Below are 21,428 nucleotides of genomic sequence, written 5' to 3'. Positions count from 1 at the left end.
TCCATTAACGTAAACGCGGCACTCCGTCTCGGAACCGGTCTCAACTGTCGGCTGATGTCGGAACCACGGCGGCTGTACGTGCCTCGCGCATCGCTATCGCCACGATCGCGCCCGACAGGAAGGTCAGCGCCGCGACCGCCACGATCGCCGCGGAGAGGCCGAAAAAGTCGGCGATCAGGCCCGCGGAGAGGGCGCCAATCGCATAACCGAGATCGCGCCAGAAGCGATAGACGCTGAGCGAGCGCGCCCGCCAGGAGGGGTGCGATGCGTCCGAAACCGCCGCGATCAGGCTCGGATAGACCATCGCCGTGCCGAGGCCGAGCAGCAGGCTCGCCAGCAGCCACCAGCCGAAATCGCGCGTCATGGCGGTGGTGAGAAGCCCCGCCGCCTGCACCCACATGCCGGCGACGATCAGCCCCTTGCGGCCCCACCGGTCGCTCAACGGCCCGGTCGCGACCTGGAAGATGCCCCACACTGCCGGATAGACCGCCTTCAGGATGCCGATGCGCTCGACGCCCAGCCCATTGGCGACGAAGAAGAGCGGAAACAGCCCCCAGCTCATGCCGTCGTTGAGATTGTTCACCAGGCCGGCCTGCGAAGCGGCGAACAGATTGCGGTCCCCGAACGAGGTCAGCATGAAGATCTCGCGGAAGCTGAGCGGCGAAGCCTCTTTTGGATGGTTCGCCAGTTCCTGCCGGACATGCTCGCGCGTGTCGCGCACGAGCAGGATCGACAGCGCGGCGCCGAGGATCGCATAGCCGACGCCGAGATAGATCGGCACGGGACGAAAGCCGTAGCGGCTCGCCAGATAGCCGGTGAGGAAAGCGGTGACGCCGACGGCGAGATAGCCGGCGAATTCGTTGAGCCCGACGGCCAGCCCGCGCGATTTCGGCCCGACCAGGTCGATCTTCATGATCACCGTCATCGACCAGGCGAACCCCTGGTTGATGCCGAGCAGCGCGTTGGCGGCGACGATCCAGCCCCAACTCGGCGCTGAGATGATGATGAACGGCACCGGCAGGCCGAACAGCCAGCCGAGGATCAGCACGCGCTTGCGTCCCCATGTGTCGGCGAGCTGGCCGGAGACGAGATTGGCGCAGGCTTTGACCACACCGAAGCTAACGATGAAGGAGACGATGAGCGTGGTCGAAGCGACCCCGAATTCCTCCGCGCCGATCAGCGGCACCACGGTCCGCTCGATGCCGACCATGCCGCCGACGAAGGCGTTGATCAGCACTAGGAGCGAAAACTGCTTCCAGTTGGCCTTGAGGCCAAGCGCGACGGCGGGCGCCGCTGCGCTCAAGATTTCGCTCCGGCGTTGATGGCCCGGGTCCGGGCGGCCTCCGGCGGCGGGGGAGGGATGTCGGCGGTCATGGCGGCGACGAACTCACCCCCGTCCTCGATGCGGAAGGCCTTGTTAAAGCGCCGCTCGAAACCGATCGTCGATGTCGGCTTGCCGCTCAGCGAGCGCCCGCAGACCGAGCCGGAAAAGGCGCCGGGCAGCACCTCGATATGGTCGGACAACTCCTTCAGCCGGCGCGCGCTGGCGAAGAGCGCGCGCGCCCCGTCCTCGGCGCTGGAGGCAAGCTCGGTGCGGCCGAGGTCGCCGACCATCAGCGTGTGCCCGGTGAGCACGAACCAGGGTTCGGACGACCGCGTCCGGTCGGTGACCAAAAGGCTCAGATGCTCCGGCGTGTGGCCGGGTGTATGCATCACCGTCGCCGTCACATTGCCGAGCTCCAGCACCTCGCCGTCCTTCACGCGCCGGAACGGGAAGCCTGCCTGGGCTCCTTCGAACAGCACATAGTCGGCGCCGGTCGCCTCGGCCAGCGAGCGCCCGGCCGAGATATGGTCGGCATGGACATGCGTGTCGACGACATAGAGGATGCGCATGCCGGTCGCGCGCGCCGCCTCGACATAGGGCGCGATGTCGCCGACCGGATCGACGACCGCCGCGCAAGCCTTGCCGCCGCAGCCGAACAGATAGGAGGCGGCAACCGGGTCGGTGTGCAGGAACTGCCTCAGAATCATTGCCTTCCCTCCGAACGGACAAACCGCGCCGAGCGAGCCGCCCGGCTTGACAGCAAGTCGAAACTGTCATTCAATTATTCTATTGAATGACGATGCGTCGCAGAAAGGCCGATGTCAATCCGCAATCCGAAGCAGGCGCTCTACGAACAGTTCGCCATCGTCGCCAAGGCGCTCGGGCACCCGTTGCGCCTGGAAATGATCGAGCATCTGGCGCAGGGCGCCCGCAGCGTCGAGGCGCTCGCGGCGAAGCTCGGCCAGCCGGTCGCCAACATCTCCCAGCATTTGCAGGCGCTGCGCCGCGCCGGCATCGTCTCGGCCGAGCGCGACGGCAAGTTCGTGCATTATTCACTGGCCGATGCGAGCGTGCTGTCGGCCTTAGCCGCGGTGCGCGGCCTCGCCGAGCGGCAACTCGCCGAGGTCGATCGCATCGTGCGCGGCTATTTCGACGCGCGCGACGATATGCGGCCGGTCACGCGTGACGAGCTTCAGACGCTGATGCGCGATGGCCTTGTGACGCTGATCGACGTCCGCCCGCCGGACGAATTCGCGCTCGGCCATGTGCCAGGCGCGATCAATGTCCCGCTGGGCGAAATCAAGACCTGGTCCGCCGACGCCGCTCCCGACCGCGAAGTCGTCGCCTATTGCCGCGGCCCGTGGTGCGTGATGTCGTTCGAAGCGGTCGCGGCCCTGCGTTCGCTTGGCTATTCCGCGCGGCGCCTCGAGGACGGCCTGCCGGAATGGAAGGCCGCCGGCCTGCCGGTAAAAATGGCCGCCTGACTGCGGGTTATGCTTGGAATAGCAAACGGCCCGCCTGTTTGAGGCGGGCCGTCGCAAGGATGGCCCTAAAATCTCAGTCCTTGGCGCGCTCGACGTAAGAACCGTCGGCGGTCATCACCACCACGCGCGTGCCAGTGGAGATGTGCGGCGGCACGGTCGTGCGCACGCCGTTCGAAAGCACGGCCGGCTTGTAGGAGGAAGACGCCGTCTGGCCCTTGGTGACCGGCTCGGTCTCGACAACCTCGAAGGTGGCGCGCTGCGGCAGCACCAATGAGATCGGCACGTCGTTGAACTGCGCCAGCTGCACGGCCATGCCTTCCTGCAGATAGGGCGCGAAGTCGCCGACCACGCCTTCCGAGGCCACGACTTGGTCGTAGCTTTCCGGGTTCATGAAGTGAAAACCTTCGCCGTCGGAATAGAGGAAGGTGTGCTCACGCTCCTCGACATAGGCGCGCTCGACCATTTCGGTCGTGCGGTAGCGTTCCGACACCTTCACCCCGTCGCCGATGCGGCGCATGTCGAGCTGGGTCACCGGCGTGCCCTTGCCAGGGTGGATGTTTTCGGCAAAGAGGATGACATAGAGCTTGCCGTCCTTATCGACGACGTTGCCTTTGCGTAAGGAGCTGGCGATGACCTTGACCACGATATTCGATCCCGTTCGAGTTTTTCGGCCTGCAAGCGTCGATTTCCGCGAAGCGGCGACGGCGGCCATCGCGTGCGCCGTAGCGCATCTTGCGCCGAACCGCCAGCCTTTCGCGCTATTTTCCTGCCCATGACAGCCGCTTCGCCCTGGTGGACGCCGCATGTCCATGCCGACCGCCGGCCGCGTCTGATGGCACGCAATGCCATCGCCACGGCGCTCCGCGGCTGGTTCGGGACACGCGATTTCATCGAGGTGACGACCTCGGCGCTGCAGGTTTCGCCGGGCAACGAGGCGCATCTTGCCGCCTTTGCCACCGAGGAGATCGGCCCCGACACATCGCGCCGGCCGCTCTATCTCCACACCTCGCCGGAATTCGCCTGCAAGAAGCTGCTTGCCGCCGGCGAGGAGCGCATCTTCAGCCTCGGCCCTGTCTGGCGCAACCGCGAGCGCGGGCCGCTGCACCACCCCGAGTTCACCATGCTCGAATGGTATCGCGTTGGCGAACCTTACGAGCGCCTGATGGATGACTGCGCCGAATTCCTGGCTCTCGCCGCCGAAAGGGCCGGCGCCAAGAGTTTCCGTTTTCGCGGCCGCGAGGCCGACCCCTTCGCCGGGCCGGAACGGCTGAGCGTGGCGGAGGCCTTTACCCGATACGCCGGCATCGATTTGCTGGCGACCGTCTCCGCCGACGGCGGCACGGATCGCGACGGGCTTCACGCGGCGCTGGTCCGGGCCGGCCTGCGCACCGCGCCAGACGACAATTGGGCCGATCTGTTCAGCCGTGTGATGGTGGAAAAAGTGGAACCCGTGCTGGGGCAGGGGCGGGCGACCATTCTCTACGGCTATCCCATTTCCGAGGCGGCGCTCGCCCGGCCGAGCGCCGAGGATCCGCGCGTCGCAGAGCGCTTCGAGCTCTATTGCTGCGGGGTCGAGCTTGCCAACGCCTTCGGCGAGCTTACCGATGCGGCCGAACAGCGCCGCCGCTTTGCCGCCGAGATGGACGAGAAAGAACGCGTCTATGGCGAACGCTATCCGCTGGACGAGGACTTTCTCGCCGCGTTGGCCATCATGCCGCAGGCAAGCGGCTCGGCGCTGGGTTTCGATCGGCTGGTGATGCTGGCGACGGGGGCAACAAGGATCGACGACGTGATCTGGGCGCCGGTGGCGTGACCTCGGCTGCGTTGGCCCTTCAGTCCGGTCGGGATTTTCTCTGACCCTGCAAGGCCAGGAAGTGTTTGTAACCTTTGCGCCCCATACGGGCGCGCAGCGCCTCGCGTGTCTCGGCTTCCCCGCAAGCCGCCAGGATCTCGTCGAAATGATCGTTCAAGATATCCTGAATTGCGGGGTCGTTGAAAAATGCGTTCAACGGAACCCCGTCCGGCGCGCTCGGGGCATCCATCAGGGTCCAGAAAGCACGTCCATGGGTCGAGACAAAATCCCGGGCACGTGAAGCCAGTTCGCGCACGATAGCGCTTCGCCGCGCGCGCGAACGCTGGTGGGCGGCTTTGCTGAATGTCCTCAGCTCCGGCATTGAAGGTTGTGCGCCGTGCACGTTGCTTCCGTGAATCCGGTAGGCCGAAAGCGGAAGGTCTATGCAGGCCGAACCAGCCAAGGCATGCACGAACGGCATGAAATAGTTGTCGGTCGCTGCATTGCCGACAACGGCCCGGGTTGGCTTGCATCGGACGAGATAGTGCCGCTTGTACATGTTCGCCGTTCCGGGAGACCAGTGCCAGCCGGGCTCGTGAGGTTCTATCACCGTGGATTGCTGCCAGAGCAACTCGCGCTCTCGCCGTTCCAGAATCATGTGATCTGAATTTGAACCACCGGGATCGAAAGGCTTGCCCGCTCTGCGATGCAGCAACCATGCAAAACCAGAAGACAGCGGCCGCCCGGCATGGTCGGTTTCAAGAACGCCGCTCGATGTTGCGGCGATCGCCGGGCAGTCGCAATGAAGCTGGGCGTGAAAGGCTGCGAAGGTCGCGAACAGGAAATCGTCGGCGTCCACGATGCAGACCAATTCCCCCGCCAGGCGATCCAGGACGTGAAGGAAAGCGCCCATCTGGTGCAGGTTGCTATCCAGATATTCGAACGCCAGCCTTGGGTCGGTATCCTCGAACCGCGCGATGACGTCGCGGCTGTCATCGGTCGAGGCGTTGTCGACGACAAGGCATTCGAAGTCGTCATAAGTTTGCGACAGGACGCTCGATATCGCTTGGCCGACATACCGGCCGTAATTGTAGTTGATGATGAGGAAGCTGATCTTCGGCGCGGCCACTATCGCTTCCGTCCTATCCTCAGAAAAGCGCGGACGTCACGCGACACCGACTTGTGAAGGTGGCGCAGCGGAATTCGGCCTTCGAAACCGGCCCGCAGGATCGACCTGGCCTGTGCGCCGGAAAAACGGTTGGTGATCTCCTTGCGAAATCTCTCGTCGCCGAAAACAGACCTCAGCTGTGGCGCGTTTTGCCTGAAAATTTCAACCGCGAGCTCATTCCTGAAATAGTCGCGCAAAGCGGCCCCGCTCTCGCCCGTGATCCTATCGACAACCGGCCAGAATTCTGCTCCCAGCAGCCAGTCGAAACGATCGCTCTGCCCAATCAGGAACCTCACGCTTTCATATGTGAATTTCTGCGAGTTGGCCGCGTACTCCCTTGTTCCCTTGCGAATACCCTCCACTCTCTCGCCGGTCGCAAAGTAGTTGCTTGAATGCAGACGATAGCCCGACAGGGGCATGTCGATCAGAGCGCTGCCGGCAACCGCATGGCAAACTATGTTAAAATAACCGTCAGCTGCCGTCATCCAAGGCTTGCTGCCATCACCCAACTGCAACAGACGCAGCACCGATTTGCGGAACATATTCGCGGTTCCGGGCGCCCAGAGCCAGCCGGTATGCCACCGCGGTATGGTCGCGGTGTTGGCGTCGAGGAACCGATATTGCGACGGGGACACCGTCGGCAGCCGCAGCACGGTCTGCTCGCTTCGAAGACCTCGTTTCGCGTCCGGTCTGTCCAACTGGAGCAGTTGGTAGGAGGCCGTCAAAGCCTTGCCGGTCGGATCCATCTCGGCCACGTTGGCCGACGTGAAGCCGACGCTGCGTTGCAGCGCCATATGCACCTGGACGTGCATCGAAGCGTAATTGTCGAACAGCACGTCGTCCGCGTCCACGAAGGTGACGAACCCGCCATTCACCTTGTCCAGCGCCCAAAGGGCGGCGCCGAGCTGGCCATGGTTCTGCGCCAGCGTTTCCATCCGGAAACGCGGATCACCTTCGATATGCCGGGCAATCACCTCCGCGCTGTCGTCGGTCGAGCCGTTGTTGATGACGATGCACTCGAAATGCGGATAGTCCTGCCGGCGTATGGAATCGATCGTCTCTCCGACATAGCGGCCATAGTTCCAGTTGATGACGACAAAGCTGACAAGCGGCGGCGACAGCGCGCCACCGGCGAGCTCGCCGATGTCGCGCCCCGCAATCGTGAACGACCTGGTCGCGACGATCCCGCTCTTGCGAATGACGACCTGCTCGCCCCGGTGCAACAGCTCGTATTCTCCAGCGACCTGGCTCAGGAAGGCTTCGATCCCTGCCTCGGGACGCCTGGCCATCGGCAGATCCGGTCCCCACCGATAATCGTCCAGAATCATGACACCGTCATTGTCCAGCAGGTCCCAGGCCTGTCGGGCATCGCTGTAGGTGGCTGTGGCGCGATGGTCGCCGTCGACATAGATCACGTCGTATAGCCGGCGTTCGGCGGCAAGGCCCGGCAGGATCGTCACCGAGTGGCCCTTGCGTTTCTCGACCCGGCCGGCGAAAGGCTTGAGGTTGCGGTCGAAGCGTCGTTCGACCTCGGCCATATCCGATACATACTTCGAACCAGGCCCGACATGCTCTTCGCTGCCCTGGAAGCTGTCGACGCAGGTAATGTGGGACTTTGGCAGGAACTGCAGGAAAAACAGCGCGGAACGGCCCTCGAACGAGCCGATTTCGAGCACGGCCGTCGCCGTATCGGCCTTGTCGCCGAGAAGCTCTTCCCAAAGCTTCAGGTGATGGGAGGTCCAGTTATAGGTAAACTCTCCGTCGACGAAGTAATCCATTCTTCCCCCGTTAGCCCCGGCGTCATCAGCTCGGCGCTGACGCACGCGGCCAAACCCCCTTCATCAGAGCGTGAACGCTCTTCCCGCGATCGGAACCCCTTCCTGTCGCTTTTGGGCGATTTGGTCGCGGTATCCTGATTGCCCCGCGCCCATTGCACAAGCGGCAATGGAACAATAGATGGTGCGGGAGCATCCACAGATGGTGCGGTGGCAGCCACGGATGGACGCGGCCGGATGCGGCTTGGCAGACTACGTGAACAAACAGGAACAACCTGATGATCGACAAGCTCGACGCAGCGAAATTGACCGATCGCGTCGCGGCGCTCGTCGAGGCGGCCAGGCGCGCCGGCGCCGACGCGGCCGACGCGGTGGCGGTGCGTGGCCGCTCGGCCGGCGTCTCGGTTCGGCTGGGCAAGGTCGAGGGCACCGAATCGTCGGAGAGCGAGGATGTGTCGCTGCGCGTCTTCGTCGGCCAGCGCGTGGCGAGCGTCTCGGCCACCGCCGCGTCCGACCCGAAGGCGCTTGCCGAGCGTGCCGTGGCGATGGCCAGGGTCTCGCCCGAAGATCCGTTCCAGGGCCTCGCCGATCCTGCGCTGCTTGCCCGCAATCTGCGCGATCTCGATCTCTTCGACCCGACCGAGGTGTCGGCCGACCAGCTCAAGGAAGCCGCCCTTGCCGCCGAAGCGGCCGCATTGGCGGTCAAGGGCGTCACCAATTCCGTGGGCAGCAGCGCCGGCGCCGGCCTGGGCGGCCTGGTTCTCGCCACCTCGCACGGCTTTGTCGGTCAGTATGTCGCCTCGCGTTTCTCGCGCTCGACCAGCGTCATTGCGGGTGAGGGAACCGCGATGGAGCGAGACTACGAATTCTCGTCGCGCCAGCATTTCGCCGATCTCGACGCGCCGCAGGACATCGGCCGCAAGGCGGGCGAACGCGCGGTGCGCCGCCTCGGCGCCCGCAAGGCGGCGACCGGCCCGGTCGACGTGGTGTTCGATCCGCGCGTCGCGCGCGGCATAGCCGGCCATTTCGCCGGCGCCATCAACGGCGCCGCGGTCGCCCGCAAGACCAGCTTCCTGCGCGACATGATGGGCAAGCAAGTGGCGTCGGCCGCGATCACCGTCACCGACGAGCCCTTGCGGCGGCGCGGCCAGGCCTCGCGCCCTTTCGATGGCGAGGGCATCGAGGGCGAGAAGCTGCTGATGGTCGAGAAGGGCGTCCTGAACCACTGGTTCCTGTCGACCTCGGCCGCGCGCGAGCTCGGCCTTACCACCAATGGACGCGGCTCGCGCAGCGGTTCGTCGGTTTCGCCGTCTTCGACCAACCTTGCCATCGAGCCGGGCCAACGTTCGCCCGAAGATTTGATCGCGTCGCTGAAGAGCGGCTTCTATGTCACCGAGGTTTTCGGCCAGGGCGTCGACATGGTGACCGGCGAATACAGCCGCGGTGCTTCCGGTTACTGGATCGAGAACGGCGCGCTGGCCTATCCGGTGGCCGAGGTGACGATCGCCTCGAACCTGAAGACCATGTTCCTCAACATGGTGCCGGCGAACGATCTCGACCGCAATTTCGGCACGGCGGCGCCGACGCTCCTGATCGAAGGGATGACCCTTGCCGGCGCTTGACCAATTGACCTCGAGCGAGGCCCGCGACGATCTCGCTCTGCTGCGTGAGGCCGCCCGCGAGGCCGGCGCCATCGCCATGGGCTATTTCGGCAACAACCCTCAGGTGTGGATGAAGGGGGGCACCTCGCCTGTGAGCGAGGCCGATCATGCGGCGGACGCCTATCTGCGCGAGACCTTGCTCCGGGCGCGTCCGGATTATGGCTGGCTGTCGGAGGAGACCGCCGACGATCATGCCAGGCTGTCGGCTCGCCGCACCTTCGTCGTCGATCCGATCGACGGCACGCGCGGCTTTCTCGATGGCCTGCATTCCTGGTGCGTCAGCGTAGCCGTTGTCGAGGACGGGCGCTCGCTCGCCGGCGTGCTCGAATGCCCGGCCAAAAGCGAGACCTATTGGGCGCTGCCGGGCGAGGGCGCCTATCTCAACGACAAGCGCATCCACGTGCGTCCGCTGGGGCAGAACGTAGATATCGGCGGACCCAGGCCGCTGGTCGACCTGATGCCGCAGGCTTGGCAGGACCGGCTGCGCCGGACGGCCTACATTCCTTCGCTTGCCTATCGGCTGGCGATGATCGCCGCCGGCAAGCTCGATGCGACCTTCGTAAAGCCCAGCGCGCATGACTGGGACATCGCCGCCGCCGATCTCATCCTCACCGAGGCCGGCGGCGCGCTGCTCGACCGCGCCGGCAAGCCGCCGCGCTACGCCGGCGAGGTGATCAATCACGGCGCGCTCGCCGCCGGCAGCGGCGAATTGCTCAGCGTGCTTGCCGGGGTCATCGCGGGGATTGACCAAGGGTGAGTCGGCCCGCAGTTCCAAAATCGGCTGCTTTGGGCTAAACGTTTCACAAAACTCATGAATATGCGAAGGATCGGCATGGTCGCGGAAGACGGAAAGAAGCAGCTTTTGCACCTGGTGTTCGGCGGCGAGCTGAAAAAACTGGGTGGAACCGAGTTCCGTGATCTCGACTCTCTCGACATTGTCGGCATCTATCCCGACTATCAAACCGCGCTTGGCGCCTGGAAAGCCAAGGCGCAGGCAAGTGTCGACAATGCCCATATGCGCTATTTCGTTGTTCATCTGCACCGTTTGCTCGATCCAGACGCGAAGGTCGGCGGTTGACGTCGATGGAGCATGAAGCGGTGAAAGGGGCGACCCGGCGGCGCGCCGCCAGACGCGGTGGAACGCGCACCCTTTGGCGACGCATCCGCGAGCCGTTGGCGCAGTCGAGTTTCGTCAAGAATTTCATCGCCAGCCTGTTCGCCTGGTTCTTGCGGCTGATTCGCATCACCAGCCCGCTCGTCGAGGGCTCGACGCAGGTAGCAGGCGGCGCTTATGCCCATCTTGAGCCCGGCATCATCGCGCTCTGGCACGGCCAGCATCTTTTGACCCCCGCCTATTACCCCAAGGGCCGGCAGCTAGTCGCCATGGTTTCGCGCAGCGCCGACGCCGAGCTTCAGGCGCTGATGATCGAGAAATTCGGCATCGAGGCGGTGCGCGGCTCCGGCGGCCGCAACAGTTCGAGGCATTTGGACAAAGGCGGCGCCAAGGCCTTAATCGCGCTCAAGAGGGCGCTCGTCCTCGGCAAGAACGTCGCCATGATTGCCGACATTCCGAACGGCACGCCGCGCGACGCCGGGCTTGGCATCGTTCTTCTGGCAAGGCTTTCCGGCCGGCCGATCCTGCCCTCGGCCATCGCCACCAGCCGCCGCAAAGTGCTGGAGAAGAGCTGGGACAAGACCACCATCAACCTGCCTTTCGGCCGCTCCGCGGTCATCGTGGGGCCGCCTGTCTTCGTGCCCGCCGATGCCGACGAGGCCGAGATGGAGCGCAAGCGCCAGGAGGTAACGGTCTCCCTGAACGCCGCGACGGCTGAGGCTTATCGCCTCGTGGACGGCGGCAAATGAGCGAGCGCTGGGCGCGTGCCGCCCTCACGGCCTATCGCTATGCGGGGGCGGTCGCCTATCCGCTCGTCGGTCCCTATGTCGCCTGGCGCGCCTCGCGCGGCAAGGAGGATCGCGCCCGCCGCCGCGAGCGCTATGGCGTTGCCGGCCGGCCTCGGCCGGCAGGGCCGGTGATCTGGATCCATGCCGCAAGCGTCGGCGAGACGATCGCGGTGGTGCCGCTGGTCGAGAGCATCCTCGACTATGGCGTCAACATCGTGTTGACCACCGGCACCGTGACCTCGGCGAAAGTCGCCGACGAGCGCCTCGGTGGCCGCATCATCCACCAATATGTGCCGCTCGATCTCAAGCCGGCGGTAAGCCGTTTCCTCGATCACTGGCGGCCGGAACTGGCGATCATCGCCGAATCGGAGATCTGGCCGATGACCATCCTGGAGCTCGGCGCCCGCAATGTGCCGCAGGTTCTGGTCAATGGCCGGCTGTCGGACCGCTCCTTCCTCTCGTGGAAGAAGCGCGCCAGCGTTGCCGAGGCGCTGTTCGAGAACCTCGCCCATGTCATCGCCCAGTCGGATGTCGACGGCGAACGGTTTCGCGCGCTCGGCGCCCGGCCGGTCACGGTTTCCGGCAACCTCAAGGTCGACACCAACCCGCCGCCGGTCGACGAGCGGGCTTTGGCCACCCTGCAGCGCCAGATCGGCGACCGCCCGACCTGGGCGGCGATCTCGACCCATGACGGCGAGGAGGTCGTGGCCGCTGAGGTCCATGCCAGCCTGCACAAGCGCCATCACGGCCTCTTGACCATCATCGTGCCGCGTCACCCCGACCGCGCCGACACGCTTGCCGCGCAGATTTCCGGCATGGGCCTGACGGTGGCAAGGCGCAGCAAGGGCGACCGCATCTCGCCCGACACCGATATCCTCCTGGGCGATACGATCGGCGAAATGGGCCTTTATTTGAGGCTGACCGAGATCGCTTTCGTCGGCCGCTCGCTGACTTCGGAAGGCGGCCAGAACCCGCTCGAGCCGGCAATGCTCGAAACCGCCGTGCTGGCCGGCCGCAACGTGCAGAATTTCCGCGAGGCCTATCAGCGCCTGCTCGACAGCGGTGGCGCCAAGCTGGTGCGCGACCGCGACATGTTGACCGGAGCCGTCAATTTCCTTTTGAGCAACGAAGCGGCGCGCCACGAAATGATGGCGGCCGGTGCTGCCACCGTCGACGAGATGCGCGGCGCGCTTGCCCGCACGCTGAAATCGCTGGAGCCTTATATCCAGCCCCTGGTCGTCAAGGCGCGCCTGAAAGGCGCAAACGGGCGCTAAAGCAATTCCAGGAAAAGTGTGTAACGGTTTTCCGTCCGGAATTGCGTAAAACGAAGGGATAGAGCGCATGACCCCAAAAATCGGATCCGATTTTTGGAAAGGATCATGCGCGAAATCAAATTGCGCGGAACCCACGCGATGACCAGCGAAGCGCCACCCTTCTGGTGGGAAAGGCCGGACTGGCGCGTCTTCGCGCTGTCGCCGGCGTCGGCGGTCTATGGGCTGGTCGCCGGCCGCCGCATGCGCCATGCCCCGCGCGAGAAGGTCGAGGCGCCGGTGCTGTGCGTCGGCAATCTGACCGTCGGCGGCAGCGGCAAGACGCCGGTCGCCATCGCCTTGGCCAAGCAGGCCAAGCGCATGCGGCTCACGCCAGGCTTCCTGTCGCGCGGCCATGGCGGCTCGTTTGCCAGGCCGCATGTCGTCGATGCGCATCACGACGCCGCCAAGCATGTCGGCGACGAGCCGCTGCTCCTGGCCGAACATGCGCCGGTCGCGGTGACGGCGAACCGCGCCGCCGGCGCGAAGCTGCTCATCGAGGGACATGGCTGCGACTTCCTCATCATGGATGACGGCTTCCAGTCGGCGCACATCCATATCGACTATGCGCTGGTCGTGGTCGACGCCCGCTTCGGCATCGGCAACGGCCGCGTCATTCCGGGCGGGCCGCTCCGCGCCAGGGTCGTCGATCAGCTGGTCTTCACCAGCGGCCTGCTGAAGATGGGCGAGGGGGCTGCCGCCGACGGCGTCGTGCGCCAGGCGGCGCGCGCCGGCCGGCCGATCTTCCTGGCGCATGTCGAGCCGGCGAACCCGTCACGCTTCGCCGGCGGCCGCTTCCTTGCCTTCGCGGGCATCGGCCATCCGGAGAAATTCTTCGACACGGTGCGCGGCGCGGGTGGCGAAGTGGCTCAGTCGCGAGCCTTCCCGGACCATCATTTCTACGCCCAGGACGAGCTAGGCGACCTCCTGACGCTTGCGCGGCAGGAGGGGCTGCGCCTCGTCACCACGGCAAAGGATGCCGCGCGGCTGCGCCATGGCGAGACGCCTGCCGGTTTCCTCGATCAACTGGATGTGCTCGATATCGAGGCTGTGTTCGAGCTCGATCATGTGCCCGAACGCATCGTTGACGAGACGCTCGACGCCTGGCGCCTGCGCAAGATGCGGGGCTGAGCTTCGGGCGTGGTGCCGAAAAGCGTCAAGCGGTCTTCAGGTCTGCCCGGCGCGCGCCGTCAATTGCCGTCGATCAGCCGGCGGAAGTAGCGAACCGTCTCGCCGAGCCCATCTTCGAGAGCGACGCGAGGAGACCAGTCCAGCGTCGATCGCGCCAGGCCTATGTCGGGTTGGCGCTGGCGGGGATCGTCCTGCGGGAGGGGCTTGAACTCGATTTTGGACTTGCCGCCGACGATACCCAATACAAGTTCGGCCAGTTCCAGGATCGTGACTTCGGTCGGGTTGCCAACGTTGAGGGGGCCCACGAAATCGTCGGGGGTGGCCATCATCCTGGCCATCGCGTCCACGAGGTCGTCGACATAGCAGAAGCTGCGCGTGTGGCTTCCGTCGCCGTAGATGGTTATGGGGTCGTCCCGCAGGGCCTGGACGATGAAATTGCTGACCACCCGACCATCAGACGGGTGCATGCGCGGCCCGTATGTGTTGAAGATGCGCACCACCTTGATCGGCACTTTCGACTGGCGCCAGTAGTCGAAGAACAGCGCCTCCGCGCATCTCTTGCCTTCGTCGTAGCAGCTGCGCGGCCCGATCGGATTGACGTGGCCCCAATAGGCCTCGGTCTGAGGATGGACTTGCGGATCGCCATAGACTTCGGATGTCGATGCCTGAAGGATCCTGGCCCCGGAAGCGCATGCAAGATCGAGCATGTTGATCGCTCCATAGACGCAGGTCCTAGTCGTCTCGATCGGAATGCGCTGATAGTGAACAGGCGAGGCCGGGCAAGCGAGATTGAAGATTTCATCCGCCTCGGCCTGCACAGGCACCGTGATGTCGTGCCTCAGCAGCCTGAACCGTGCATTGCCCAGGAGGTGCCGGATGTTCTCCTCCGAGCCGGTCGAGAAATTATCGAGACATGCTACGTCTCGGCCTTTTGCCAACAACAGGTCGCATAGATGCGAACCAATAAAGCCGGCGCCGCCGGTCACAAGAACCTTCACTGCAATCCCCCAATACCCACAGCATTGTCTATAGCCGTGGATTCACGAGACTGTCACGCGTATCGGAAGAGGGTTTTTCGCCGCTGCGATCGATTAGCCGATATTTGGCTGCGAACCTGCGTGGGGTTCGATTCCACAAGACGACGGCGTGGGATCGTGAGCGGCATGCGAAGGCGCGCCTCGCGCGGCCTATCCCCGCTTGCGCAATTCCGGGTGCATCTCGATCTCGCGGGCAAGCGAGACCGTTGCGTTCACATAGGGCTCCTGCCGGGCGACGCTCCAATATTTGAGCTCGTCGAGGGGAATGTTCTCGCTTGTCACCGCGCAGCGCACGAAAGAGCCGGGACTGGTGACCTGGAAGTCGCCGTCGAGATAACGGATCCGGGCTTCTCTGCCGCCCGGGCCTTCGAAACGGTTCATCATGAAAGGACGCTTGAGTTCATCGGGTTTCAATCGCCACAAATCGCCAGCAACGTCAAGCTTGACGCAATGCTCATGCAGTATGGCAGAGCGGCAAAATGGTTTCCGGAAACGGCATGGACATCACCTCGACCCGCTTGAACACACTGATCGGTGAGGCGCTCATCCCGCAGGCGGTGCCGTCGCCCAAGGCCGATCCGGGGGTGGCGGCTTTGATCAAGACGCTGGTCCAGCCGCCGGCGCCCTCGACGGGGCAGGCGGCGCAAATCGCGGCCCAGTCGCTGCAAAGCGCGCAGCCGCGCCCGGCCGCTCAGGCATCGCAACGCCTCTCGTCCTCCGAGGTCGAGGATGCCTACCGGGCCGTCATGGAGCCCGATGCCGCCGCCGACGATGCGTCGGCAAGGCCCTCGACGGGCAGGTCGTCGTCGGATCCCGATCAGGCTCCGCGCGGCTTCGGCTCACCGCAAGCAGCGGTTACCGACAATACGTCCAGGCCCGCGCTTGCGCCGGCATTGTCCACTTTTTCGCCAGCCGTCGCTTCCGCCGCGGTGCTGGTCGCTGCCAACGCCAACGCGCCGCAGCCTCGCGGTGCCGCGGTCCGGCCGGCCGGTCGTGCGCCGCGATCGGAATCCGCGCCGATATCCCTTTGGACGATCTCTGTCGTCACGGCCATCGTCTCGGCGGTGACGGCAACGATCATGGTTCTGCTGCTTCGCTGATCCGATAACCCAGCGCTGCGGTTCTGCGCTAGCCGTCGTCCTGCAGGAATGCCTCCACGGCCTCCGAAGCGAGCCCGGCCTGGTCGGCAATGCGCCTGGCAAGATCCGCCGCCGCCGCGCGCGCCCGGCCGACCGGGCGGTCCATCCAATAAGACACCGGGTTGAGCGCAACGCGCTCATCGACACCAACGATACGGCCGGATTGAAGCTGGTCCGCCGTCAGCGGCGGCCGCGCCAGCGCGATACCCAACCCATGCGCCGCCGCGTCGAGCACCAGATTATAGTCCTCGAAACGCCTGTCCTGCGGACGGGGACGGTAATCGACGTCCTGGGCCGCGAACCAGGCGCGCCAGCCTGACGCGTCGGAATCGTTGATCAGTGGGAACTTCAAGAGCCGGGCAGGGTCGCCTCGTCCGATCTCGTTGGCCAGTTCCGGCGAGGCGATGGGGAAAATGTGCTCCTCGAAAAGCTGCACCGATACACGGCCTGGAATGCGGCCGCGCCCGCAGCGCACCGAAAGGTCGATGCCTTCGTCGGCGAGGTCGGCCTGGCGGTTGTCGACGTCGAGCACGATACGCAGCCTGGTCGGATGGTTCTCGAGCGCCGCCATGCGCGGCATCAGCCACAGCCCGCTCACCGACGGGATCGAGGCCAGCCGCACCACGGCGGTGCCGCGCGGCTCGACCCAGCGGTCGGAGTTGAACGAGATCAGCGCGAACGCCTCGGCGGTCCTCAAATGCAGGCGATTGCCCTCGATCGTCAGCGTCACGCCGCGCGCGTTGCGCTCGAACACTTTCAAGCCGAGCCAGTCCTCCAGCTTGGCGATCTGGCGGCTCACCGCGCCATGGGTGAGGTTGAGTTTTTCGGCCGCCGCGGAAAAACTCCCGGTACGCGCCGCCGCATCGAAGGCGCGCAAGGTTTCCAGTGGCAGTATCTGTTCCGAGCTGTGATCCATGCTCACAGCTGACCCTCGAATTGGTCGTTTGTCAATTGGCCGGCAATGGCGTTTTCTGCCTTCATGGCACAGAAAGACGAGGTTACGGCAATGAGCGCTTACACCGGCACGTTGAATGAGACACAGCGCGTGGACACCACCGCGGCGATCGCGGTGACATTGACGGTGCTCGGCTGGGCCTCGGCTTTCCCGGCGATCCGCGCCGGCCTCGCCGCCTTTCAGCCGCTGGAGCTCGGCGCGCTGCGCTTTGCCATCGCGGCGGTTCCGGCCGCCATCTTCCTCGCGGTGAAGCGCCCGGCACTGCCCAGGATCGACGAGCTGTGGCGCTTCGGCTTCGGCGGCGCCATCTTCGTCGCGCTCTACACCGCCATGCTCAATTTCGGCGAGCTCACCGTCTCGGCGGGCGCGGCCGGCTTCATCATCAATGTCAGCCCGATCTTCACCGCCATCATGGCCATGGCGCTGCTCGGCGAGCGCTTCTCGAGGCTCGCCTGGCTGGGCACCGTCATTTCCTTCGCCGGCATCGGCATCATCGCGGTGGCCGACGGACACGGCCTGCATTTCAATGCCGGCGCGCTGCTGGTGCTGGGCTCCGCGCTTTGTTCGGCCGTCAACACCATTGTCCAGAAGCCGCTCTTTGCCCGCCATCATCCGTTGACGATCGCGGCCTCCAACATGGTGCTCGGCGCGCTCTGTCTGTCGCCCTTCCTGCCGGAAGCGTTTTCGCAGGCAGCGGTCGCCAACACCGCCGGTCTCGGCGCCGTCATCTATCTCGGCATCGTGCCGTCGTTGATCGCCTATGCCGCCTGGGCAACCGCGCTCTCGCGCCTGCCGGCCGCGCGCGCCTCGAACTTCCTCTATTTGGTCTCGCCGACCTCCGCCCTGATCGGCTTCTTCTGGCTGGGCGAAGTGCCAAGCCTGCTCGGCATCCTCGGCGGCGCGTTGGCTCTGGGTGGCGTGATCGTGGTGAATTTGAAGAGGTAGATCAGAAGCTTGGGGCCGTTTCCGGACTCAATCTGCTAGGTTGCATCTCACCGGCTCAGCCCCCTTGATGCAGGCCTGAAGCAAGCTATCCTGATCCGCCTTGACGAAGGGGTTGGGATGCGAAGAGGGACTATCGCCGCGGTCGGCTGCTTGCTGCTGCTAAGCCAGAAAGCATTCGCGGGCTGGTACCAGGTCGAGAACTACGAAGGCTCGATCGGATCGAACCCGGTCCATCTTTCACTGCAGAAATATGCCAGCTTCGGCAGCGGCATCACCGTCGAGGGAAGCTATTTATACGACACAAAGCAAAGTCCTATCGCAATCTACGGCAAGGCTGACGGCTCAAGGCTCTCGCTATGCGAGATCGCGGACGATAAGGAATTTCAACGCGTCCTTGTCATAGGGTCGAAGACATCCGTCGATACCACGGGATGTCCTTTCTCTCTCGAGATCAGTGAAAGCGGCGCGGCGGGAAGCTGGAGCAAAGGCGCGGATAAATTTCCCGTCACGCTCAAGAAGGTCGCGAGCCTCGACGATACCGGCGACTTGAAGATCGATGGGACTGTCGAAATTCCCTTTTGGGCTGAGACGGCCCGCGACAGATTTGCAGGGATTTACGCGAAGTCCGACGCCGGCATCTGCATGACCAAACTGCAGGTCATCAACAAGAAGACAAAGAAGGCCGTTCAGGAGATCGGCTTCGACGATGAGGACTGCAACGCCGGTATGTCGACGACGCCCATTTATATGAACGTGCAAAAATGGGTGGAGGGAGGCAAGGACATCATCTCCGTAGATTTTGGAGGTGGCAAATTCGCAGGCGCGAACGACTACGTCCTCAACCCGAAGACAAGAAAATACCATCTAAAGAAATGATATTCAGGGCGCCAACCCTGGTGTTGCGCAACGAGCCACGGGGCGCTCAGCGCCGACCGAACAGCCTTTCGATATCGGCGAGCTTGAGCTCGATATAGGTCGGACGGCCGTGGTTGCAGGTGCCGGATCCCGGCGTCGCCTCCATCTGGCGCAGCAGCGCGTTCATCTCCTCGGCCTTGAGCAGCCTGCCCGAGCGCACTGAACCATGGCAGGCCATGGTCGCGGCGATCTTGTCCAGCCGTTCTTTGAGCGTCTCGACCGTGTCGTTGTCGGCGATCTCGTCGGCAAGGTCGCGCACCAGCTGCTGCACATTGGTCTCGCCAAGCATTGACGGCGTCTCGCGCACAGCCACCGCGCCCGGACCGAAGCGCTCGAGGCCGAGGCCGAATTTGGCGAGCGTGTCCGAATGCATTGCCAGCCGCTCGGCATCCTCTTCCGGCAGGTCGACGATCTCGGGCAAAAGCAGCATCTGCGACGGTACCGCGCGCGAATGCAGCGCGTTCTTCAGCGCTTCATAGACCAGCCGCTCATGCGCGGCATGCTGGTCGACGATGACGAGCGAATCCCTCGTCTGGGCGACGATATAGTTCTCATGCACCTGCGCGCGCGCCGCGCCCAGCACCATGCCGAGCAGCGCTTCGGCCGGCTCGGCCATGCCGGCCCGGGCGTCGGCGCTGGCCAGCGGTCCGGTGTCGAAGGCAGCCTGCTCGTTCTCGGCAAAACCATTGGTTCGCGGCCTTGCCTCCCCGTAACCCATGTCGAGCGGCCGCTGCGCCGAACGCGAAGGGTCGAAGCCGCGGGGGGCGCGATAGGCGGCGTCGTAGCTGCGGTGCCCGTTGGCCGGCCCGGGGTTGGAATAGGGCGCAGCACCCGGCCGGAACGCCGCCATCATGCCGGCGGCGCCCGTCGTTGCCGCGCGGATGCCGGCACCGGCCAGTGCCTCGCGGACGGCCCCGACGATCAGTCCGCGCACCAGGCCTGGATCGCGGAAGCGCACATCCGCCTTGGCCGGATGCACATTGACGTCGACGGTCGAAGGGTCGAGCGACAGGAAGAGCACGGTCACCGCATGCCGGTCGCGCGGCAAAACGTCGGCGAAGGCGCCGCGGATCGCGCCGGCGATCAGCTTGTCGCGCACTGGCCGTCCATTGACATAGGCATATTGCTGCAGCGCATTCGCCCGCGTGTAGGACGGGATCGAGACGTGGCCGGCAAGATGCACGCCGTCGCGGACGGCATCGATGGCAATGGCGTTGTCTGGAAAATCCTTGCCCATTACCTGCGCGACGCGGGCAAGCCGGCCTTCCGGCGTGTCGTCGGTCGCCGGCAGTTCCAGCGTCGAGCGGTCGGGTCCGGCAAGCGTGAAGCGCACGGCCGGGAAAGCGATCGCGATGCGCTTGACCACGTCGCTGGTGGCCGAGCTTTCGGCGCGCTCGCCCTTCATGAATTTGAGCCTGGCCGGCGTGGCGAAAAAGAGGTCGCGCACCTCGACCGTGGTGCCGCGGTTTGCCGCCGCCGGCTTCACCGGCGAGACGCGGCCGCCGTCGATGCCGATCTCGGCCGCGCTGTCACCGCTTGCGGTGCGCGAGCGGATCGACAGCCGCGCGACGGAACCGATCGAGGGCAGCGCCTCGCCGCGGAAGCCGAGCGAGCGGATGTCGTGGATGTCGTCGGAGAGCTTCGAGGTGCAGTGCCGCGCGATCGCCAGCGCAAGCTCCGGCTCGGCAATGCCGGAGCCATCGTCGGTGACGCGGATCAGGTTCAGCCCGCCGCCGGCGGTGACGATCTCCACGCGCGAGGCACCCGCATCGAGCGCATTCTCGACCAGCTCCTTCACCACGCTCGCCGGACGCTCGATAACCTCGCCGGCGGCGATCTGGTTGATCATCGTTTCGGAAAGCTGGCGGATGGGCATACGGTGATTATAGGCGGATTCGACCGGCATGGGGGAGGGGTTACTTCCAGAACCTCAAGCCTGCGCCACCAGCCAGTCCCTGACCCTGCGCGCATTGTCGCTGAGGTCGCGGTTCTTCGGCCAGATCACGTGGAAGCCGATGCCGGTCCGCATGACGTGATCGGTCAGCGGCACCAGCAGCCCCGATGCCACGAGACGCTCGACCAGATGCCGCCATCCGAGCGAGATGCCTTGTCCCTCCATCACCGCCTGGATCACCAGCGCATAGTCGTTGATGCGCAGGCCGCGCTCCGCATTGCGTAGGCTGGTTCCGGCCGATGCGAACCATTCGTCCCAGTTCGGCGCCTCGCGATAGGGCTCCTCGAGATGGATCAGCCGGTGCGTGGCCAATTCCTCGACCGTCCTCGGCTTGCCGAACTTGGCAATATAGCTCGGACCTGCCACCGGGAATATCTCCTCGTCGGAGAGCGACAGCGTGTGATAGTCCGGCCAGTCGCGCGGCACGCCGCCACGCACGCCGAGTGGAATACCCTCGGCGATGATGTCGAGATCGCGGTCGGCGGTCTGGATGCGGAGATCAATGCCTGGCAATTCATCGCGGAACTGCTGCAGGCGCGGCATCATCCAGAATGAGCCGAAAGCGGTCGAGGCGGCCAAGGTCACATGCCCGCCGGTCGCCTGCAGGCGCAGGTCCTCTGCCGACTTGCGGATGTGCGACAGGCCGAGCGAGACGTCGGCATGGAAGCGCTCGCCGGCTTCGGTCAGAAGCACCTGGCGGTGGCGGCGCTGAAACAGCTTGGCGCCGAGCTGTTCCTCCAGGCCGCGCACGGCATACGAGACCGCTGCCTGCGTCATGCCGAGTTCGCGCCCGGCGGCGGTGAAGCTCGACAGACGGCCGGCGGCCTCGAAGACGATGAGGCTGCCGGCGGAGGGCAGGAGGTGGCGCAGGCTTCGCATAAGCACAACTTATACAGAAGATCAGGATTTTCCAGCGTCACAGCCATGTTTTGCCTC

Annotated in this window: 21 protein-coding genes; 11 read left to right on the top strand and 10 right to left on the bottom strand. The window is 64.8% G+C overall.

All coding sequences use genetic code 11. The annotated features are described in order from the left end of the window. Positions 1-40: 40 nt before the first annotated feature. Both LB572_RS26970 and LB572_RS26965 read right to left on the bottom strand, forming a co-directional pair. Positions 41-1,303, bottom strand: a complete 1,263-nt coding sequence (locus LB572_RS26970; protein ID WP_224669879.1) for an MFS transporter — start codon at positions 1,301-1,303, stop codon at positions 41-43. Then, positions 1,300-2,031, bottom strand: a complete 732-nt coding sequence (locus tag LB572_RS26965; RefSeq protein WP_224669878.1) for an MBL fold metallo-hydrolase — start codon at positions 2,029-2,031, stop codon at positions 1,300-1,302. The genes LB572_RS26970 and LB572_RS26965 overlap by 4 nt, the downstream gene beginning before the upstream one ends. Before the next feature lie 111 nt (positions 2,032-2,142). Between LB572_RS26965 and LB572_RS26960 the strand changes: the two genes are divergently transcribed. After that, positions 2,143-2,808 (top strand): ArsR/SmtB family transcription factor, encoded by a 666-nt coding sequence (locus tag LB572_RS26960; protein ID WP_224669877.1) that lies wholly within the window; start codon positions 2,143-2,145, stop codon positions 2,806-2,808. Positions 2,809-2,881: 73 nt separating this feature from the next. On the opposite strand, the gene efp is transcribed toward LB572_RS26960, so the two are convergent. Beyond that, on the bottom strand, positions 2,882-3,451 hold the full coding sequence (efp, locus tag LB572_RS26955) for an elongation factor P (protein ID WP_140801229.1): 570 nt from the start codon (positions 3,449-3,451) through the stop codon (positions 2,882-2,884). Between the two features lie 129 nt (positions 3,452-3,580). On the opposite strand from efp, the gene epmA reads away from it, so the two are divergent. After that, positions 3,581-4,621 carry an EF-P lysine aminoacylase EpmA gene (gene epmA, locus LB572_RS26950; RefSeq protein ID WP_224669876.1) on the top strand — a complete coding sequence of 347 codons (1,041 nt, stop codon included), beginning with the start codon at positions 3,581-3,583 and terminating at the stop codon, positions 4,619-4,621. Positions 4,622-4,640: 19 nt separating this feature from the next. On the opposite strand, the gene LB572_RS26945 is transcribed toward epmA, so the two are convergent. Both LB572_RS26945 and LB572_RS26940 read right to left on the bottom strand, forming a co-directional pair. Continuing rightward, on the bottom strand, positions 4,641-5,729 hold the full coding sequence (locus LB572_RS26945; protein ID WP_181179038.1) for a glycosyltransferase family 2 protein: 1,089 nt from the start codon (positions 5,727-5,729) through the stop codon (positions 4,641-4,643). Then, a complete protein-coding gene (locus LB572_RS26940; protein WP_224669875.1) occupies positions 5,729-7,546 on the bottom strand; it encodes a glycosyltransferase in 1,818 nt (605 codons plus the stop codon). Before LB572_RS26940 ends, LB572_RS26945 begins: the two co-directional genes overlap by 1 nt. A gap of 275 nt (positions 7,547-7,821) precedes the next feature. Between LB572_RS26940 and LB572_RS26935 the strand changes: the two genes are divergently transcribed. The 6 genes from LB572_RS26935 to lpxK all read left to right on the top strand — a co-directional run bounded on the left by LB572_RS26935 (position 7,822) and on the right by lpxK (position 13,547). After that, complete coding sequence (locus tag LB572_RS26935) at positions 7,822-9,165, top strand: TldD/PmbA family protein (RefSeq protein WP_224669874.1); 1,344 nt, start codon at positions 7,822-7,824, stop codon at positions 9,163-9,165. Beyond that, positions 9,152-9,961, top strand: coding sequence for a 3'(2'),5'-bisphosphate nucleotidase CysQ (locus LB572_RS26930; RefSeq protein ID WP_224669873.1), 810 nt, complete (start codon positions 9,152-9,154; stop codon positions 9,959-9,961). The genes LB572_RS26935 and LB572_RS26930 overlap by 14 nt, the downstream gene beginning before the upstream one ends. A 75-nt stretch (positions 9,962-10,036) precedes the next feature. Further along, entirely contained in the window at positions 10,037-10,282 is a 246-nt protein-coding gene (locus LB572_RS26925; RefSeq protein WP_140801235.1) for a DUF4170 domain-containing protein, read from the top strand. Positions 10,283-10,287: 5 nt separating this feature from the next. After that, entirely contained in the window at positions 10,288-11,067 is a 780-nt protein-coding gene (locus tag LB572_RS26920) for a lysophospholipid acyltransferase family protein (protein ID WP_224669905.1), read from the top strand. After that, positions 11,064-12,380, top strand: coding sequence for a lipid IV(A) 3-deoxy-D-manno-octulosonic acid transferase (waaA, locus tag LB572_RS26915; RefSeq protein WP_140801237.1), 1,317 nt, complete (start codon positions 11,064-11,066; stop codon positions 12,378-12,380). Before LB572_RS26920 ends, waaA begins: the two co-directional genes overlap by 4 nt. Before the next feature lie 138 nt (positions 12,381-12,518). Beyond that, positions 12,519-13,547 (top strand): tetraacyldisaccharide 4'-kinase, encoded by a 1,029-nt coding sequence (lpxK, locus tag LB572_RS26910; RefSeq protein ID WP_224669904.1) that lies wholly within the window; start codon positions 12,519-12,521, stop codon positions 13,545-13,547. 59 nt (positions 13,548-13,606) lie between these two features. Here lpxK and LB572_RS26905 read toward each other — a convergent pair whose 3' ends face one another. Beyond that, a complete protein-coding gene (locus tag LB572_RS26905) occupies positions 13,607-14,533 on the bottom strand; it encodes a UDP-glucuronic acid decarboxylase family protein (protein ID WP_318014068.1) in 927 nt (308 codons plus the stop codon). Between the two features lie 201 nt (positions 14,534-14,734). Next, a complete protein-coding gene (locus tag LB572_RS26900; RefSeq protein WP_140801239.1) occupies positions 14,735-14,968 on the bottom strand; it encodes a DUF2093 domain-containing protein in 234 nt (77 codons plus the stop codon). 95 nt (positions 14,969-15,063) lie between these two features. Between LB572_RS26900 and LB572_RS26895 the strand changes: the two genes are divergently transcribed. Beyond that, positions 15,064-15,684, top strand: coding sequence for a hypothetical protein (locus LB572_RS26895; protein ID WP_224669872.1), 621 nt, complete (start codon positions 15,064-15,066; stop codon positions 15,682-15,684). A gap of 28 nt (positions 15,685-15,712) precedes the next feature. On the opposite strand, the gene LB572_RS26890 is transcribed toward LB572_RS26895, so the two are convergent. Continuing rightward, a complete protein-coding gene (locus LB572_RS26890) occupies positions 15,713-16,639 on the bottom strand; it encodes a LysR family transcriptional regulator (protein ID WP_224669871.1) in 927 nt (308 codons plus the stop codon). 90 nt (positions 16,640-16,729) lie between these two features. Here LB572_RS26890 and LB572_RS26885 point away from each other — a divergent pair, with 90 nt between their 5' ends. Further along, entirely contained in the window at positions 16,730-17,623 is an 894-nt protein-coding gene (locus LB572_RS26885) for a DMT family transporter (protein WP_224669870.1), read from the top strand. A gap of 150 nt (positions 17,624-17,773) precedes the next feature. Continuing rightward, entirely contained in the window at positions 17,774-18,499 is a 726-nt protein-coding gene (locus LB572_RS26880; RefSeq protein ID WP_140801243.1) for a hypothetical protein, read from the top strand. Positions 18,500-18,545: 46 nt separating this feature from the next. Here the strand turns inward: LB572_RS26880 and mutL are convergent, their stop codons facing one another. Further along, positions 18,546-20,414, bottom strand: a complete 1,869-nt coding sequence (gene mutL, locus LB572_RS26875) for a DNA mismatch repair endonuclease MutL (protein WP_224669902.1) — start codon at positions 20,412-20,414, stop codon at positions 18,546-18,548. A gap of 54 nt (positions 20,415-20,468) precedes the next feature. Then, positions 20,469-21,371: a LysR substrate-binding domain-containing protein gene (locus LB572_RS26870; protein WP_224669869.1), complete on the bottom strand. Its 903-nt coding sequence runs from the start codon at positions 21,369-21,371 to the stop codon at positions 20,469-20,471. Between the last annotated feature and the right edge of the window lie 57 nt (positions 21,372-21,428).

The sequence above is a fragment of the Mesorhizobium sp. BH1-1-5 genome, from assembly GCF_020165615.1.
In the GTDB taxonomy this organism is placed as follows: Bacteria; Pseudomonadota; Alphaproteobacteria; order Rhizobiales; family Rhizobiaceae; genus Mesorhizobium.
The sequence above is the reverse complement of the archived record's forward strand: the minus strand, read 5'-3'. Positions and strand labels throughout refer to the sequence as shown.